Annotated in this window: 15 protein-coding genes; 14 read left to right on the top strand and 1 reads right to left on the bottom strand. The window is 57.2% G+C overall.

Annotated features, from left to right (window positions below; genetic code table 11):
* Positions 1-25: 25 nt before the first annotated feature.
* Positions 26-922, bottom strand: a complete 897-nt coding sequence (locus tag B7E11_RS07385; protein WP_080833019.1) for an RluA family pseudouridine synthase — start codon at positions 920-922, stop codon at positions 26-28.
* A gap of 181 nt (positions 923-1,103) precedes the next feature.
* Between B7E11_RS07385 and B7E11_RS07380 the strand changes: the two genes are divergently transcribed.
* From B7E11_RS07380 to B7E11_RS07315, 14 genes are all read left to right on the top strand, one after another.
* The gene (locus B7E11_RS07380) at positions 1,104-1,823 is read left to right on the top strand and encodes a hypothetical protein (RefSeq protein WP_080833015.1); all 720 of its coding nucleotides are present in this window, start codon (positions 1,104-1,106) and stop codon (positions 1,821-1,823) included.
* 52 nt (positions 1,824-1,875) lie between these two features.
* A complete protein-coding gene (locus B7E11_RS07375) occupies positions 1,876-2,283 on the top strand; it encodes a GntR family transcriptional regulator (protein WP_080833012.1) in 408 nt (135 codons plus the stop codon).
* A complete protein-coding gene (locus B7E11_RS07370; protein WP_080833010.1) occupies positions 2,280-3,206 on the top strand; it encodes an ABC transporter ATP-binding protein in 927 nt (308 codons plus the stop codon). The genes B7E11_RS07375 and B7E11_RS07370 overlap by 4 nt, the downstream gene beginning before the upstream one ends.
* Positions 3,203-4,108, top strand: coding sequence for an ABC transporter ATP-binding protein (locus B7E11_RS07365; RefSeq protein ID WP_080833007.1), 906 nt, complete (start codon positions 3,203-3,205; stop codon positions 4,106-4,108). Before B7E11_RS07370 ends, B7E11_RS07365 begins: the two co-directional genes overlap by 4 nt.
* Positions 4,101-5,390 (top strand): ABC transporter permease, encoded by a 1,290-nt coding sequence (locus B7E11_RS07360; protein ID WP_080833006.1) that lies wholly within the window; start codon positions 4,101-4,103, stop codon positions 5,388-5,390. Before B7E11_RS07365 ends, B7E11_RS07360 begins: the two co-directional genes overlap by 8 nt.
* Positions 5,391-5,632: 242 nt before the next feature.
* On the top strand, positions 5,633-6,997 hold the full coding sequence (locus B7E11_RS07355) for a sodium-dependent transporter (protein WP_080833005.1): 1,365 nt from the start codon (positions 5,633-5,635) through the stop codon (positions 6,995-6,997).
* A 184-nt stretch (positions 6,998-7,181) separates the two neighbouring features.
* Positions 7,182-8,135, top strand: a complete 954-nt coding sequence (locus B7E11_RS07350; protein WP_080833003.1) for an ABC transporter permease — start codon at positions 7,182-7,184, stop codon at positions 8,133-8,135.
* A complete protein-coding gene (locus B7E11_RS07345; RefSeq protein ID WP_080833001.1) occupies positions 8,128-9,075 on the top strand; it encodes an iron chelate uptake ABC transporter family permease subunit in 948 nt (315 codons plus the stop codon). Before B7E11_RS07350 ends, B7E11_RS07345 begins: the two co-directional genes overlap by 8 nt.
* Positions 9,069-9,827, top strand: a complete 759-nt coding sequence (locus B7E11_RS07340) for an iron ABC transporter ATP-binding protein (protein ID WP_080832998.1) — start codon at positions 9,069-9,071, stop codon at positions 9,825-9,827. The genes B7E11_RS07345 and B7E11_RS07340 overlap by 7 nt, the downstream gene beginning before the upstream one ends.
* Positions 9,828-9,895: 68 nt before the next feature.
* A complete protein-coding gene (locus B7E11_RS07335) occupies positions 9,896-10,915 on the top strand; it encodes a siderophore ABC transporter substrate-binding protein (protein ID WP_080832995.1) in 1,020 nt (339 codons plus the stop codon).
* Positions 10,916-11,192: 277 nt separating this feature from the next.
* Positions 11,193-12,500 (top strand): histidinol dehydrogenase, encoded by a 1,308-nt coding sequence (gene hisD, locus B7E11_RS07330; protein ID WP_080832991.1) that lies wholly within the window; start codon positions 11,193-11,195, stop codon positions 12,498-12,500.
* A gap of 245 nt (positions 12,501-12,745) precedes the next feature.
* On the top strand, positions 12,746-13,663 hold the full coding sequence (locus tag B7E11_RS07325; protein WP_080832988.1) for a carbohydrate ABC transporter permease: 918 nt from the start codon (positions 12,746-12,748) through the stop codon (positions 13,661-13,663).
* On the top strand, positions 13,664-14,491 hold the full coding sequence (locus B7E11_RS07320) for a carbohydrate ABC transporter permease (protein WP_080832985.1): 828 nt from the start codon (positions 13,664-13,666) through the stop codon (positions 14,489-14,491).
* 82 nt (positions 14,492-14,573) lie between these two features.
* On the top strand, positions 14,574-15,884 hold the full coding sequence (locus B7E11_RS07315) for an ABC transporter substrate-binding protein (RefSeq protein WP_080832983.1): 1,311 nt from the start codon (positions 14,574-14,576) through the stop codon (positions 15,882-15,884).
* Positions 15,885-15,970: the final 86 nt, after the last annotated feature.

The raw sequence follows: 15,970 nt of genomic DNA, 5'->3' as shown, positions 1-15,970 counted from the left end.
TATTTTATGCCGGGTTTCTCCGAATTCAGGGTTGTTCCCGAAACGCCCGAAGGAAGGACGAAGGGACGGGCGCTTCGAAGCTCATCGTTCGGCCCGAAACGGGATGCGTAAACGCCAAAAGCTTGGCGTGCAGGCCGAGCCGCCCGAGAATTCGCGATCGCGCGCCGTATTTTTTGTCTCCGACGACGGGGTGCCCGATATCCTGCATATGCACCCGGATTTGATTTTTTCGGCCCGTTTCCAGGCGGACTTCAAGCAGGCTGAAGCTCCGGTCGGAACGGAGAACCTTGTAGCGGGTAATCGCATGCTGGCCGTCGCCCGGCTTCGGGCTCGAATAGACGCGCATCGCCTTGTTTTCCTTCAGCCACGATTCCACGACGCCCTCCGCGCCTTTGACCTGGCCTTCCACCAGGGCGACGTAGACGCGCTCTTTCACGTTTTCCTTCCAGTTCGTTTGCAGCGCCTGCTGAATCTTCTCGCTCCTCGCGAACATCATGACGCCGGAGGTGTCGCGGTCCAGCCGATGGACGATGAAGACGCGGTTTTTCGGATGCTGCGCGCGGACGTGCTCCATCAGTTGACGATACGCCGTAAGCTCCTCTCCCTGCCCGGTCGCGATCGAAAGCAGGCCGGCCTCTTTCCGGACGACGATGACGTCATCGTCTTCGTAAAGAACGGACAGGCCGATCAGGCGGGGAGCCTCCGCTTGCCGGGCGGTGCTGACCGTTACCGTCTGTCCCGGCCGAAGCCGAAAATTATACGCTTTCTCGATGTTTCCGTCAACCGATATTTGGCCCCTGGCCAGCATGGATTTGACCGAGTTTCGTCCTTGGCCGGACAGCGATTCGAGCAAAAAAGGGAGCAGGTCCCCTTCGGTCCGTACGGCGAAAACTTTGGCCGGGGCGGATTTTCCTTTGTTCAATTTTTTCTTCCTCTCTGGCTTTGCATGTCTTCACGATAGCGGATTCGGCGCCGATGTTCAAGCGCATCCCATTTGAACGGGAAAAACGGATTTCAGGAAAAGGTTGACATCCCGTTGCACAGTGATTATACTGTGTATAAAGATATACACACATATACAATGTTGACGGAAGGAGATTGCGATGCAAGGGTGGCAAAAGGTCCGAACGGTGCTGGTTTTCGAAATGAAGCGGGAATGGATCGGCCTGATCGCAACGTCGTTATTCGCCGTATACTTCGGCGCGGTGTTCATCTTTATCGTCGAACAGGACGCCAATGGAGAACTGCCGTTCATGAGCGCCATGCGCGACTGGATATACTTGTTCGCGTTCCCGCTGTTCGGCTGCATGATGCACCGCACCGTCTTCCATTACTGGCGGCAGGACCCGTTCACGAAGCGGGTGGCCCATTGGCGAACGATGCCCGTGCCGATTTCGGCGATCGCCGGAGCCCGCTACGCGCAAAGCTTGCTGACGCATTTTGCGGCCGGGGGATTGTTTTTGACGCTGCAGTATATCGTGTCCTCGGATCTCCGGGCGATCGCCAGCGCAAGCGAATGGATCGCCGCGGGACTCGTCTGGTTCGCCTACGGCGTGCTGATTCAAGCGTTTTACGTGTATTTGGAGCTTGGGTTTCCGGGTAAAACGTTCGTCTTGTATTATACGGCGTACACCGTTCTGGCCGGGGTAGTCAGCGCGCTCGTTGCCGTCTTGGGCGGCAGCTTGTTCCGCGAATTGCTCGCGGTCGTGAAGGAGAATCCGGCGTTGTCCGTTAGCGCGGCCCTGATTGTCGCGGCCGCCGCTTTGGCGGCCGGCTACCGGCTGACGACGAGCCGGATGCGGACGAGGCGGTACTCGTTTTAACGAAAATTAAGAATCGGCGCAAGTGTTGACGCGTATGGAAAGAGGTGGCTTTGTGTGGATTCCGATTCAAATTGACGAGAACCGTCCCGAACCTTTGTATCATCAGATCGAGACGCAATTGCGGGGGCTTATTTTGAACGGGCAGTTGGAAGAAGGGGCTTTGCTTCCTTCCATACGAGAGCTGGCCGCCTCGCTCAAATGCAGCGTCATTACGGTCCGCCGGGTGTATCAGGATTTGGAAAACGAAGGACTCTTGCGAACGAGGCAGGGGACGGGGACGTTCGTCGCCAAGGTGGACGAAGCGGCAAAGGCCGGCCACCGTCTCGACCGCGTCGTCGAAGCGCTCGAACGGGCTGCCGAAGCCGCGATCCAGAACGGCTGTTCCAGGGCGGAACTGGAGGCGATCTTTCGCGAGACGGTCCGCAAGTATTTTCCGGAAGGAGGGGGAGCGCCGCCATGATCGCGTTAACGGAAACCGAACCGGCCGTCAGGCTGCGGGGCGCAACGGTCCGAAACGAAGGCTTTGCGCTCGGGCCGCTCGATATCGACATTCCGAAAGGGTTGGTCACGGCGATTGTCGGGCCGAACGGGTCGGGCAAGAGCACCTTGTTCCGCCTGTTGATGAACATGGAGCCTTTCCGGGGGGAAGGGTGGCTGCTCGGCGAGCCGCTGGCCGAGGGCAGCGACGAAGAGCTCAAGAAGCAGATCGGATTTTTGGCCGAGCTGCCGCATGCGTACGAGGATCCGCTGACGCCGGAAGAAAAGGCGAAGTTCGCGGCCAACTGGTACCCCGGATGGGATTGGGGGCGGTACGGCAAGCTGCTCCGAAGCTTCGACGCGGAGCCCGTCCGCGGCAAGCTGCGCAAGCTTTCCAAGGGCATGCGCAGAAAAGTGGAGCTTGCCTGCGCGATGGCGCACAATCCGAAGCTGCTGCTGCTCGACGAGCCTTCGTCGGGGCTCGATCCCTTCGCCTGGAAATCGATGCTGACCGAGCTGCATCGCTACATGGAGCAGGGCGACCGGACGCTGGTCATCGCTACCCACATTACCGAAGAGGTTCGGCGCCTGGCCGACTACATCCTGTTTATGTATCGCGGCAAGGTGCTCGGAAGCTTCGAGAAGGATCAGCTGTTCGACGAATGGAGACAGCTGCTTGTCCAGCTCCCGGAGGCCGCAAGGGGCGATTCGGACTGGTTGCGGCGCCTTCCGGGGCTCCGCGGGCAGGAAGCGTCCGGGGGAGGCATCTTCCGGATCGAATCGGACCGGTCCGAGGAGGCGCAAGCGTATTGCCGGGAGCGGGGGTGCACGATTTTATCCGTTCAAAGGATGGAGCTGGAAGACATTTTGGGGTGTTTAATTCGGGAGGAGGAACAAAAACGATGAATCCATTGGTGGTGGAACGCGTCGTCAAGCATTACGGGGACAAAACGGCCGTGAACGGCCTCGGGTTCGAGGTGGCCGAAGGCGAAATTTACGGCCTGCTCGGGGCGAACGGCGCCGGCAAGACGACGACGATGCGAATGGTGCTGGGACTGATTTTGCCGGATGACGGTCAGATCCGTTATTTCGGCCGCCCGTACGGCAAGGAACAGCTCAGCATGCTCGGCTATTTGCCGGAAGAAAGAGGCATGTATCCGAAAATCAAGGTGAGCGAACAAATTGCTTATCTGGCCCAGCTTCGCGGCATGTCCCGCAAGGACGCGGACGCGAATTTGAAGCGCTGGCTGGACAAGTTCGAAATTCCGGAGCACTACAACAAAAAGGTCGAGGAGCTTTCCAAAGGCAATCAGCAAAAAATCCAGTTCATTGCCGCGGTCATCCACCGTCCGAAAATCGTCATTATGGACGAGGCGTTCAGCGGCCTGGATCCGGTCAACGTGGAGCTGCTCAAGACGACGGTCAAGGAACTGCGCGACGAGGGAACGAGCATTTTATTTTCGACGCACCGGATGGAGCACGTCGAGGAATTATGCCGGAATATTACGATTATGCACCGCTCGAACCCCGTGCTGCAGGGCTCCGTCAAGGAGATCAAATCCCGGTTCCCGCAAGAGCGGGTCGCCCTTGCGGCCGAGCGTCCGATCGAAGGGCTCGAGGAGATTCCCGGCGTGAAGGCCATTGCCCGGACGGAGAACGGCGGCTACGACATCAAGATCGGGTCGGAAGACGCGGCTTCCCGCATTTTGCAGCATGCCCTCGCGCAAGGACCGATTCGCCGCTTCGAGCTGCTCGAGCCGACGCTGAACGAAATCTTTATCCGAACGGTAGGTGAACGCCATGAATAGCATGTGGACGGTTACGAAATTTACGATTCGCAACAAGATTTACAGCAAATCCTTCATTATTACGACGCTCATTATCGCGGTGCTGCTTGTCGCAGGCGCCAACGCACCTTACTTCATTCAGAAGCTGACCGGCGACAGCGAGCCGACCAAGGTCGGATACATCGAAGGGCAATACGACGAGATCACGCAGGGGTTGAACGACTTCTTCGCGCAGCAGGAGGAACCCGGGGCCGCGCTCGTAGCTATTCCTTCCGCGGGTTCCGAGACCGCCGATTCCGAAACGCTCAAGCGGGCGATTCGGGACGGCGAGATTAAAGGCTATATCACGTTCCGGGACAATCCGGAAGTCGGCTTCCCGGACGTCGTCTACAGCTCGGAAAAAATGCTCGAGTCCAAAACGTCGCAGGCATTGGAGGCCGGACTCCAATCGATCAAAACGAGTCAGGCGATTTCCGAAGCCCGGCTGACCGAAGCCCAGCAGACGAAGCTGTTTGCGCCGATTACGCTCGATTCCGTGCAAATTTCCGTAAGCGGAGACGGGGGGAGCGGCAAGACGGCCGACGAACAGGCGACCGCGATCGGACTTACTTACGTCATCATCATCCTGTTGTTTATGGCCATCATGATTACGGGCACGATGATCGCAACCGAAATTACGGCGGAAAAGAGCTCCCGCGTCATGGAAATTCTCGTGACCAGCGTATCGCCGCTCAAGCAAATGTTCGGCAAAATCATCGGCACGTTCGCAGCCGGACTCCTTCAGCTGCTCGTGCTCGCCGCCGTGTTCGTTCTGAATCTGTCTCTTCCGCAAAACCGGGACGCCTTCGCCTCGTTCGGCATCCGTCTCGACACGATCGACCCGCTGCTGCTCGTTTTCGCCGTCTTCTTCTATCTGGCCGGCTACTTCCTGTTCGCGACCGTGTTTGCCGCGCTGGGATCGATGGCGAGCCGCACGGAGGATATGAACCAGGTCGTCACTCCGGTAACGATGCTGATGCTGCTCGGCTTCTACATCGCGATCTACGGGTTGAGCAACCCGGACAGCACGATCGTCGTCGTCGGCTCGTTCATTCCGTTTTTCGCCCCGTTCCTCATGTTCCTGCGCATCGGCCTGTCCGATCCGCTCTGGTGGGAAACCGTCGTCTCGATCGGGTTGCTGCTCGCCTCCATCGGTCTGTTCGGCTGGCTGTCGGCGAAGATCTACCGCACCGGCGTGCTGATGTACGGCAAGCGCCCGACGTTCAAGGAAGTGCTGAAGGCGATGAAGGCTTACAAGGTTTAAGTTTCGCCCTTTGCAATACGTATTTGAGACTGAAGAAGACCCTTGATTTATCGGAAACGTCGATAAATCAAGGGTCTTCGTTTATAGCCCGGGACGTCTTGCCTTGAGACAACCTGTCATTTTCGAAGAACGCAGGGTCAACCTAAAGCCATCATATTTCGCCGTAAAACGGCAAATGATAACCTCCAGTTATTTCCCGCGGAAGATCAGTTTCGGTTGCCGCGATTACTGGGGGTTATTTCATGAGCGAGCAGGCATCGCAGCAGCTTCCGCCCGACGACCGGCCGAAGGCGGAGCGCTTCACCGCCGCCGGCTTTATCCTGGCCGCGATCGGAAGCTCGGTCGGTCTCGGGAACATGTGGAAGTTTCCTTATATTACGGGGAAATACGGGGGCGCGGCGTTTTTTCTCCTTTTTATCGTTTGCCTCATCGTCATCGGCCTCCCGGTCCTGCTCGCCGAAATGACGATCGGACGGGGAGGGAGGGGAGACGCCTCCGCTTCCTTTTACAACCTGACCGGCAAGGCGCACTGGAGCTTTTTCGGCCTCCTGTCCGTTCTCTGCGCCTTTTTGATCATGTCCTATTACGGCGTCGTCGCCGGATGGACGTTTCACTACACGTTCGGATCGTTTGCGGGCGTTTTGTTCGGCGAAGGGAACGATTACAAAGCCATGTTCGAAGCATTCGCTTCCGGCTATTGGCCGATTTTTTGGCAGGCGGCCGTCATGGCGATTTGCGGGAGCGTCATCGCGAAGGGCGTGTCCGGCGGCATCGAGAAATTCAATAAATTTCTGATCCCCGGATTCCTGATCATATTGCTCGTGCTCATGATCCGTTCCGTCACGCTCGCGGGCGCCGGGAAGGGCGTTGAATTTTTCCTGAAGCCGGACTTTGCCAAGCTCGGGGCGGAGTCTGCCCTGGTCGCGCTCGGTCACGCCTTCTTTTCGCTGTCGCTCGGCATGGGCTGCATGCTGACTTACGGTTCTTACGTCGACAAGCGGCAGTCGCTCGGCGCCGCGACGCTGGCGATCGGGTTCGGGGATTTGCTCTACGCGTTCATTGCGGGCCTCGTCATCTTTCCGACCGTGTTCTCGTTCGGCCTGGAGCCGGACGAAGGGGTGGGACTCGCCTTTATGGCTCTCCCCGCCGCGTTCTCCCGAATGCCGTTCGGTTTTTTGTTCGGGGGCTTGTTTTTTCTGCTGCTGGCGATCGCGGCGCTGACCTCGGCCGTTTCGATTTTGGAGGTTCCAGTTGCCTACGCGATGAGGCAGTGGAATTGGAGCCGGAGAAAAGCTTCGGCAATCGTGTCTTCGCTGTCCTTTATCATCGGGATCCCCTCCGCCTTGTCCGTCGGAGGCGTATTCGGTTCGTTTCGGCCGGGCGGGAGAACGATTTTCGAATGGTTCGATTTCGTGACGTCGTACGTGCTGATGCCGATCGGCGGCCTCGTGGTGACCCTGTTTGCCGGTTACATTTGGAAGCGGGCGGGGGAGGAGGCAGGGCTGACGGGGTTCTGGTATCGTGCATGGATGTTTTTGCTGCGGATCGTCGGCCCTGTCCTGATTCTTCTCGTGTTTCTGCATTCCGTCGGAGCGATTTCGTTTTAAGCCAACTTCGAATCCAGCCAGGGACGGATGACCGGAATAATCGTGACAAAAGTTTGAACGCGATTGACAAATGTTCCAAAATCGCCGATAATCGTTCTCATTGGATGAAAAAGTGATAATGATTATCATCTTTACTTAAACTGCGCCGTGGATCTTTCCAGGGCAGGAAGAGAACGGTTCGGAAATGAAACGTATTTATCTGGTTTTAGCGTTAATCGCGCTTTCGTTTGTTTCCATCTTTATCGGAGTAAAAGATCTCAACCCGCTGGATTTGTTCGATCTGACGGACGAGAAGGCGCAGGTGCTCTGGGTCAGCCGGATTCCCCGGTTAGTCAGCATCCTGATCGCCGGCGCAAGCATGAGCATATGCGGATTGATCATGCAGCAGCTTACGCGCAACAAGTTCGTTTCGCCGACGACGGCCGGTACGATGGACTCCGCCAAGCTCGGCATTCTCGTATCGATGATGCTGTTCACGGCGGCCCATCCGATGGTGAAGATGGCGATCGCTTTCTTGTTCGCGTTGGCCGGAACGCTTGTTTTTATGAAAATTCTGGAGAAAATCAAGTTCCGGGATTCCGTCTTTATTCCGCTCGTCGGCCTGATGGTCGGCAACGTCATCAGTTCGATCGCGACCTTTTTCGCTTACCGGTACGATCTCGTCCAGAACATGTCTTCGTGGCTGCAGGGGGATTTCTCCGGCATCCTGAAGGGCCGCTACGAACTGATGTACGTCAGCGTGCCGCTCATGGTGCTGGCGTACCTGTACGCGAACAAGTTCACCGTGGCGGGCATGGGGGAGGACTTCTCCGTCAACCTCGGCCTTAACTACCGGAGAGTGGTCAACATCGGTCTCGCGATCGTCGCGATGTCCAGCGCGGCCGTCATTTTGACGGTGGGGACGATTCCTTTTTTGGGCTTGATCATTCCGAACATCGTCAGCCTGTACCAAGGGGATCATTTGAAAAATACGCTGTCCCACACCGCGCTGCTCGGGGCCGTGTTCGTGCTCGCTTGCGACATTATCGGGCGGCTGATCATATATCCGTACGAGATATCGATCAGCCTGACCGTCGGAGTCATCGGCAGCGTCATCTTTCTTTATTTGCTGGTGAGGAGTCGTCGAGCCCATGGATAACCGCATCAAGATCGGCATCCTCGTCGCGCTGTCGCTTGCGTTTCTCGGCGTTTTCATGTTCGCGGACGTCGGCAACTGGGATTACGCCATTCCGCGAAGAGCGATGAAGATCGCCGCGTTTATCATTACGGGAATCGCCGTCGCGTTCTCGACCGTCGTGTTTCAGACGATTACGAATAACCGGATTTTGACGCCGAGCATTTTGGGGCTCGATTCGCTGTACATGCTGATGCAGACGGCCGTCGTCTATTTTTTCGGCTCGAACTCCGTCGTCATTGCGAACGGGAATTACAACTTTTTGTTGTCCGGGGCTTTGATGATCGGTTTTTCCCTGCTCCTGTTTCTGTTCGTGTTCAAACGCGGGCAGCAAAACCTGTTTTTCCTGCTGCTGATCGGGCTCGTCATCGGCACGATGTTTCAGAGCATGTCGACGTTCATGGAAGTGCTGATCGATCCGAACGAGTTTCAGGTCGTCCAAGGGAAAATGTTCGCCAGCTTCAACCGCGTCAACACGGATATTTTGCTGATTTCCGTCGTCGCGCTGCTGCTCGTTACGGCTTACTTCCTGCGGTTCGTCAAGTATTTGAACGTTCTCGCCCTCGGACGCGATCATGCGGTCAATCTGGGCGTCGACTATGACGGGGTGGTCAAGCGGCTGCTCGTCGTCGTGGCGGTGCTCGTCTCGATTTCCACGGCGCTTGTCGGACCAATCGCGTTTCTCGGCCTCCTCGTCGTCAACCTGGCCCACGCGATGTTCAAAACGTACAGGCACAGCTACCTGATCGGCGGCTCGATTATGATCTGCGTCCTAGCGCTTGTCGGGGGACAGACGATCGTGGAGCGGATTTTCGCTTTCTCTACGCCGCTTAGCGTGATCCTCAATTTTATCGGCGGAACGTATTTCTTATATTTGCTGCTAAAGGAGAACAAGTCGTGGTAGAGGTGAAAGGCGTATCGAAAAGCTACGGCGGCAAAAAAGTCGTCGAGGACGTGTCCGTCACGATCGAAAAAGGCAAGGTGACCTCGTTCATCGGGCCGAACGGAGCGGGCAAAAGCACGCTGCTCTCGATGATCAGCCGGCTGATCCCGAAGGATCAGGGGGAAATCTGGATCGACGGCAAAGAAATCGGCGCCTGGAAGACGAACGAACTGGCGAAAAAAGTATCCATCCTCAAGCAATCCAACCATATCAATTTGCGGCTGACGGTTCGCGAGCTCGTTTCGTTCGGAAGGTTTCCCTATTCCCAGGGGCGGCTGACCAAGGAGGATTGGCAGTTTGTCGACGAGGCGATCCGGTATATGGATCTCGAGGAGATGCAGCACAAGCATCTTGACGAGCTGAGCGGCGGACAAAACCAGCGCGCGTACATTGCGATGGTCATCGCGCAGAACACCGAGTATATTTTGCTCGACGAGCCGCTGAACAACCTGGACATGAAGCATTCCGTGCAAATCATGAAAACGCTCCGCAAGCTCGCGGGGGAGCTCGACAAGACGATCGTCATCGTCATCCACGATATCAACTTCGCGTCCTGCTATTCCGACGCCATCGTGGCGCTGAAGCAGGGCAAGCTGGTCAAGCAGGGGCCGACCGACGACATCATCGAAACGGACGTGCTCCGGGACATTTACGACATGGAGATGGATATCCGGCCGATCAACGGCAACAAAATTTGCGTGTACTTCACTTAACTCGTCGGCGAACATCGTTAATTGCGCCGCAAGGCGTCATTATAAAATCATTTCAAGGGGTGCAAATAATGAAAAAAGCAGTTTCCGTCCTGATGTTGAGTTTGATTATGGTCGTTGTCGCCGCGTGCGGTTCGGGCAACGGCAACAGCAACGCGGGCGCGTCTCCGTCCGCTTCTCCGAGCGCTTCGGCTTCCGCGAGCGCCAGTCCGTCCGCGTCTCCGAGCGATTCGGCCGCGCCGGCGGAAGTGACGATCACGCACGCTTCCGGGGAAACGACGGTGAAAACCAACCCGACTAAAGTCGTCGTGTTCGATATGGGCATTCTGGATTCGCTCGACAAGCTGGGCGTCGAAGTCGCGGGCGTCCCGCAAAACAACCTGCCGGCTTATTTGAGCAAATACGAAGATGCCAAGTATGCGAACGTCGGCGGCCTGACCGAACCGGATTTCGAGAAAATCGCGGAAATTCAGCCGGACCTGATCATCATTTCGGGACGCCAGGCAAGCTCCTACGAGGAATTCGTCAAAATCGCTCCGACGCTCAATCTGACGCTGGATACGGCCAAGTACAGAGAGTCCGTGATTTCCAACATGACCGCGATCGGCCAGGTGTTCAACAAGTCCGACGAAGTGAGCGCCGAGCTGGCCGCGCTCGATGCGAAAGTGAAGGAAATCCATGAAAAGGTGACGGCGGAAGGCAAAAAAGCGCTGATCATTCTCCACAACGAAGGTTCGATCAGCGCGTACGGCTCCGGCTCCCGTTTCGGCTTGATCCACGACGTCTTCGGCTTCGCCCAAGCGGACGAAAACATCGAGGTTTCGACGCACGGCCAAAAAGTCACGTTCGAATACGTCGCCGAGAAAAATCCGGACTACCTGTTCGTCGTCGACCGCAGCGCGGTCGTCGCCTCGGAAGGCGGAGAGGTTTCCCCGGCCAAGGAGTCCATCGAGAACGATCTCGTCAAGGGCACGAACGCCTACAAGGACGGCCATATCGTGTACCTCGATCCGAACTACTGGTACCTGTCCGGCGGCGGCCTCGTTTCCGTCGGCGCCATGGTCGACGAGGTCAGCGCGGCGATCGGCTGATCGAAAGGCGCAAATCGCGTCGGCTCGCTCCATGCGGAGCGGGCTTTTTTTTGCGGTTTAGAAGCTTTGGGCGGAGGATGGTCATTCGTTTTTAATTGAAGCAGGAACCGGGCCGGGGGAGGCGGGAGGATCCAAATGTCATTTAAAATGACATCAATCAACCCAGTGCACCCATTCCGTCAATCGCGTTGCTGTTTTCGTCATCGGGCCTTTTCTATAATGGAAAGTAATCGCAAGCCGCCAAACGGCAGGGCTAACGGAAAGAGGGACCGACGACATGATCGAAATTTTGAAAGACCAGGAACCGATGACGCAAACGGAAAAAGGCCAACTGGAAAGCACGGTCGCTTCCATCATCGAGCGCGTGCGCAACGAGGGAGACGCGGCGCTGAAAGATTTTCTGAAGCAGTTCGACGGCGTCGAACTGGACCGGCTGAAGGCGACGGAAGCGGATATCGAAGCGGCGAAAAAACAGCTTCCCGCTACCCTTCTGGAGGACATGGCGTTCTCCATCGAACGGATTAAAGCGTTTGCCGAAGCGCAGCGCCGCACGCTGACCGAGTTCGAACAGGAGATGATCCCGGGCGTCTTCCTCGGCCAGCGCGTCATCCCGATCGAAGCGGTCGGCGCGTACGTGCCTGGCGGGCGCTACCCGCTGCTGTCTTCGGCGCAAATGGCGATTATTCCGGCGAAGGTGGCGGGCGTGCCGCAAGTCCGCGTGTGCACGCCGCCGACCAAGGAAGGCCGCATCCATCCGGCCGTGCTGGTCGCCGCGCATCTGTCCGGCGCGGACGAAATCTTCGCCGTCGGCGGCGCGCAGGCGATCGCCGCGCTCGCCTACGGCACCGAAAGCATCCGCCCGGTTCACAAGATCACCGGCCCGGGCAACCGCTTCGTCACCGAAGCGAAGCGCCAGGTGCACGGCGTCGTGGGCATCGACCTGCTGGCCGGCCCGAGCGAAGTGCTCGTCGTCGCCGACGAGACGGCCAAACCGGCGTACGTGGCATCCGACCTGCTGGCCCAATCGGAGCATGACGTGCACACGCAGGCGATCCTCGTTTCGACGAGCCGCCCGCTGGCGCTGGCCGTTATGGAGGAAATCGAGAAGCAGCTGCAGACGCTGCCGACGGCGGCGACCGCGCGCGCCTCGTGGGAGAAACGCGGCCGCATCATCTTGGCCGACACGCTGGAAGAAGCGATCGAGACGGCGAACGACCTGGCTTCCGAGCATTTGCACGTGCAGATCAAGGACGCTTATGCGCATCGCGATAAATTCACCAACTACGGCTCGCTGTTTCTTGGCGAAGACTCCACGGTTGTCTTCTCGGACAAGGTGTGCGGCACCAACCACATTCTGCCGACGAACCGCGCGGCGAAATATACCGGCGGCGTTTGGGTCGGAACATTCCTGAAGGTGGTCACGTACCAGCACGTCGAACGGGCGGGCGTCGAGCGGCTGGCTCCGCACTGCGTGCGGCAGTCGTACCGCGAAGGGTTGATCGGGCATCTGCGTTCGGCGAACATTCGCTTGACCGGCGAGCTTGACGCCAAGCCGGAAGCGGTGGCGGACGAAACGAAGTTTTAAGCCGCGGGCCGCGAGCCGGGCCGATTCTCCGTCCATGGGACGAGGGAATCGGCTTCTTTTTTTGCTATCGGGATATCGTAGATTTCGCGGACGATAAGCTCTATTTTTACAAATGTAATATTACATAACACTAATGGTCACTCCAGTGCACCGATATGGTCAATCGCGTTGATGTACGCGCTTTCCGTTCAAACCTATAATACCAACAGGGGAAAAAACTTTACATTAAGCAGGGAGGGAGCCACATGAACGCGGTTGCGGAAACAAAGCAAAACGAGACCGCCCGCAGGACGAAGCTGAGCAAGGGTCTGATCTTTGCGGCATTCGTCGGACCGGCATTGCTGACCTTTCTGTGCATTCAGATCATTCCGTTTATCATGGGAATTTACTATTCCTTTACCTCATGGAACGGCGTCAGCTCTGCGGTGGAGTGGGTCGGGCTCGACAACTTCGCGCGCATTTTCACGGAAGACGACAAATTCGTCCGTTCGTTTCTGTTTACGCTGAAGTTTACGATCGTCGCCGTCGCGCTGAGCAATCTGATCGGCTTCGGCCTGGCGCTGATGCTGAACGGAGCGCTCAAGTCCAAAAACGTGCTGCGAACCGTCTTTTTCATGCCCAACATGATCGGCGGCTTGCTGCTCGGCTTTATCTGGCAGTTCATCTTCATCAAAGGGTTTGCCGCGGTCGGCGAATGGTCGCAGCTTTCGTTCTTCCAGCTCCCGTGGCTGGGCGACGCGAACACCGCCTTCTGGGGGATCGTCATCGTGTTTGCCTGGCAGCAGAGCGGCTATCTGATGATCATCTACATCGCGGCGCTGCAGGGCGTAGACCAATCGGTCCTGGAGGCGTCCCGGATCGACGGCGCGAGCAGATGGATGGCATTGCGGAAAATCGTCATTCCGCTCATCGCGCCGGCCTTTACGATCTGCTTGTTCCTTTCGCTGTCGCACGCCTTCAAAATCTACGATTTGAACTACTCGCTGACGGGCGGCGGCCCGTTCAATTCGACGGAGTCGGTGGCGATGAACATTTACGCCGAAGCGTTCACGAACAACAACTACGGCATCGGCTCGGCGAAGTCGCTCGTATTTTTCGCGATCGTGGCGCTTGTCACGATGGGGCAGGTTATGCTGACCAAGAGACGGGAGGTGGAGGCGTAAATGGATTCGAAATACACCGTTCGTACCCTTGCGTTGGAAATCGTGGCGATTGCGCTGGGACTTCTGTTTCTCGTGCCGTTCTACTTCGTGCTGATCAATTCGGTCAAGGGAAACGCGAACATTTTGCTTGACGCGGCATCGCTTCCGGAAGAAGTGATTTTCAAAAACTTCGGGCGCGTATGGGAGCTGCTCGATTTTCCCAAGGCGTTCCTGAATTCGCTGCTCGTGACGGTGTTCGGCACCGCCGGGCTGGTGGTCATCAGCTCGATGGCGGCCTGGATGCTCGTGCGGACGCCGGGCAAACTGAGCCAAATCCTGTTCGGCTTGTTCGTGGCGGCGATGGTCATTCCGTTTCAGACGGTCATGATTCCGCTGGTCAAGCTCAGCGCCTCGCTAGGTCTGGTGAACAGCATACCGGGGCTGGTATTCATCTATTTCGGCTTCGGCGTTTCGATGACCTTGTTTCTGTACCACGGCTTCATCAAGTCGGTGCCGAAGGAAGTGGAGGAATCCGCCAGCATCGACGGCTGCAACCCGTTCGGCATCTTCTGGCGCATGGTCTTCCCGCTGCTGAAGCCGATTACGGTGACGGTCGTCATTCTGAACACGCTTTGGATCTGGAACGATTACCTGCTGCCCAGACTCATGCTGCAGGAAGCGGAGCTTCGAACCATTCCGGTCGCCATGAGCGCCCTGTTCGCCCAGTACAACAAACAGTGGGATTTGGGCTTGTCCGGCCTTGTGATCGGCACGCTGCCGATCGTCGTCTTCTTCCTTTTGCTGCAAAAACATATTATCAAAGGCATTGCGGCGGGGTCTGTCAAATAGTGGAGGCTCGATATCTCTTCGATGGGCCGCCAATGGCCGGTCGAATGATATAAAATAGAATGATCAGGAGGGCATGGACTTGATGAAGCGAAAATGGATGTTGGGCATTTCAATGTTGGCGTTAGCGCTCGTCGTATCGGCATGCGGAAGTTCGAACGGCGGTTCGGGCAATGCGGCGCCGAGCGGTTCGGCGGCGAGTTCGGCAGGAGCGGAAGCGTCGTCCGGCGGCGATCCGGTGACGATCAGCGTTTTTCAGTTGAAAGTGGAAATCGCCGACCAGTTCGACGCGATGATCGAAGAATTCGAAAAAGAGTATCCGAACATCAAGGTGAAAGCCGAGACGGTAGGCGGCGGCACCGGTTATATGGACGCGCTGAAAGCGAGATTCGCGGCCGGCGAAGGCCCGGACATCTTTAACAACGGCGGCGTAAGCGAAATGCAGCTGTGGAAGGAGCATCTGGCCGATCTGTCCGGAGAGCCCTGGGTCGGCCACTTGCTGGAAGGCACCGGAGACGGCATGACCGATACGGACGGCAAGCTTTACGGCATGCCGATGAATATGGAAGGTTACGGTTATCTCTACAATAAAGACCTGTTCGAGCAAGCGGGCATCGTCGAACTGCCGACGACGCTGACGGAGCTGAAGGCCGCCGCGCAAAAGCTGCAGGACGCCGGCATCACGCCGTTCGCGAACGGGTTTGCGGAATGGTGGATTATCGGCAGCCACTTCACGAACGTCGCGTTCGGCTATCAGGAGGATCCGGCCGGCTTCATCGAACAAGTGAACTCCGGCGCCGCGACGATTCCGGACAACGCTTTGTTGAAAGAGCTTCAGGGCCTGATGGATACGACGATTCAGTACGGCAACGACAACCCGCTGACCACCGACTACAATACGCAAGTGACGCTGTTCGCCTCCGGCCAGGCGGCGATGCTGCAGCAGGGCAACTGGGTGGAGAGCATGGTGTACGAAATCAATCCCGATCTGAACATGGGCATTCTGCCGATGCCGATCAACGACGGCGACGCTTCCGGCAAAATCGTGGCAGGGGTGCCGAACAACTGGGCCGTCAACAAAAATTCGCCTAACCTCGAAGCGGCCAAAACGTTCTTGAACTGGATGGTATCCTCCGAAGCGGGACAACGCTACATGACCGAAGAGTTCGGCTTCATTCCGGCCTTCGACAACATTGCGACGGACAAGCTGTCGCAAACGAGCCAGGACATCGTCGCCTATTCCAAAGAAGGAAAGACGATTCCGATGATTTGGACGAGCTGGCCGGACGGCGCCAACAAAGAATTCGCTTCGTCGATGCAGCAATATTCGGCCGGTCAAATCGGATGGGACCAAGTGCTGAACCAAATGCAAGCGTCATGGAACAAATTGAAATAAAAACTGGCATAGACAAGGGAAGGAATGTTCGGGTGACGGGCATTCCTTCTTCGACCACCTGGCGCGCTTGACCTTGACCCGTTTCC

It is taken from the genome of Cohnella massiliensis, assembly GCF_900169535.1.
In the GTDB taxonomy this organism is placed as follows: Bacteria; Bacillota; Bacilli; order Paenibacillales; family Paenibacillaceae; genus Cohnella; species Cohnella algarum.
Note: the sequence above shows the minus strand (reverse complement) of the source record. Positions and strands in the feature narration are given on the sequence as shown.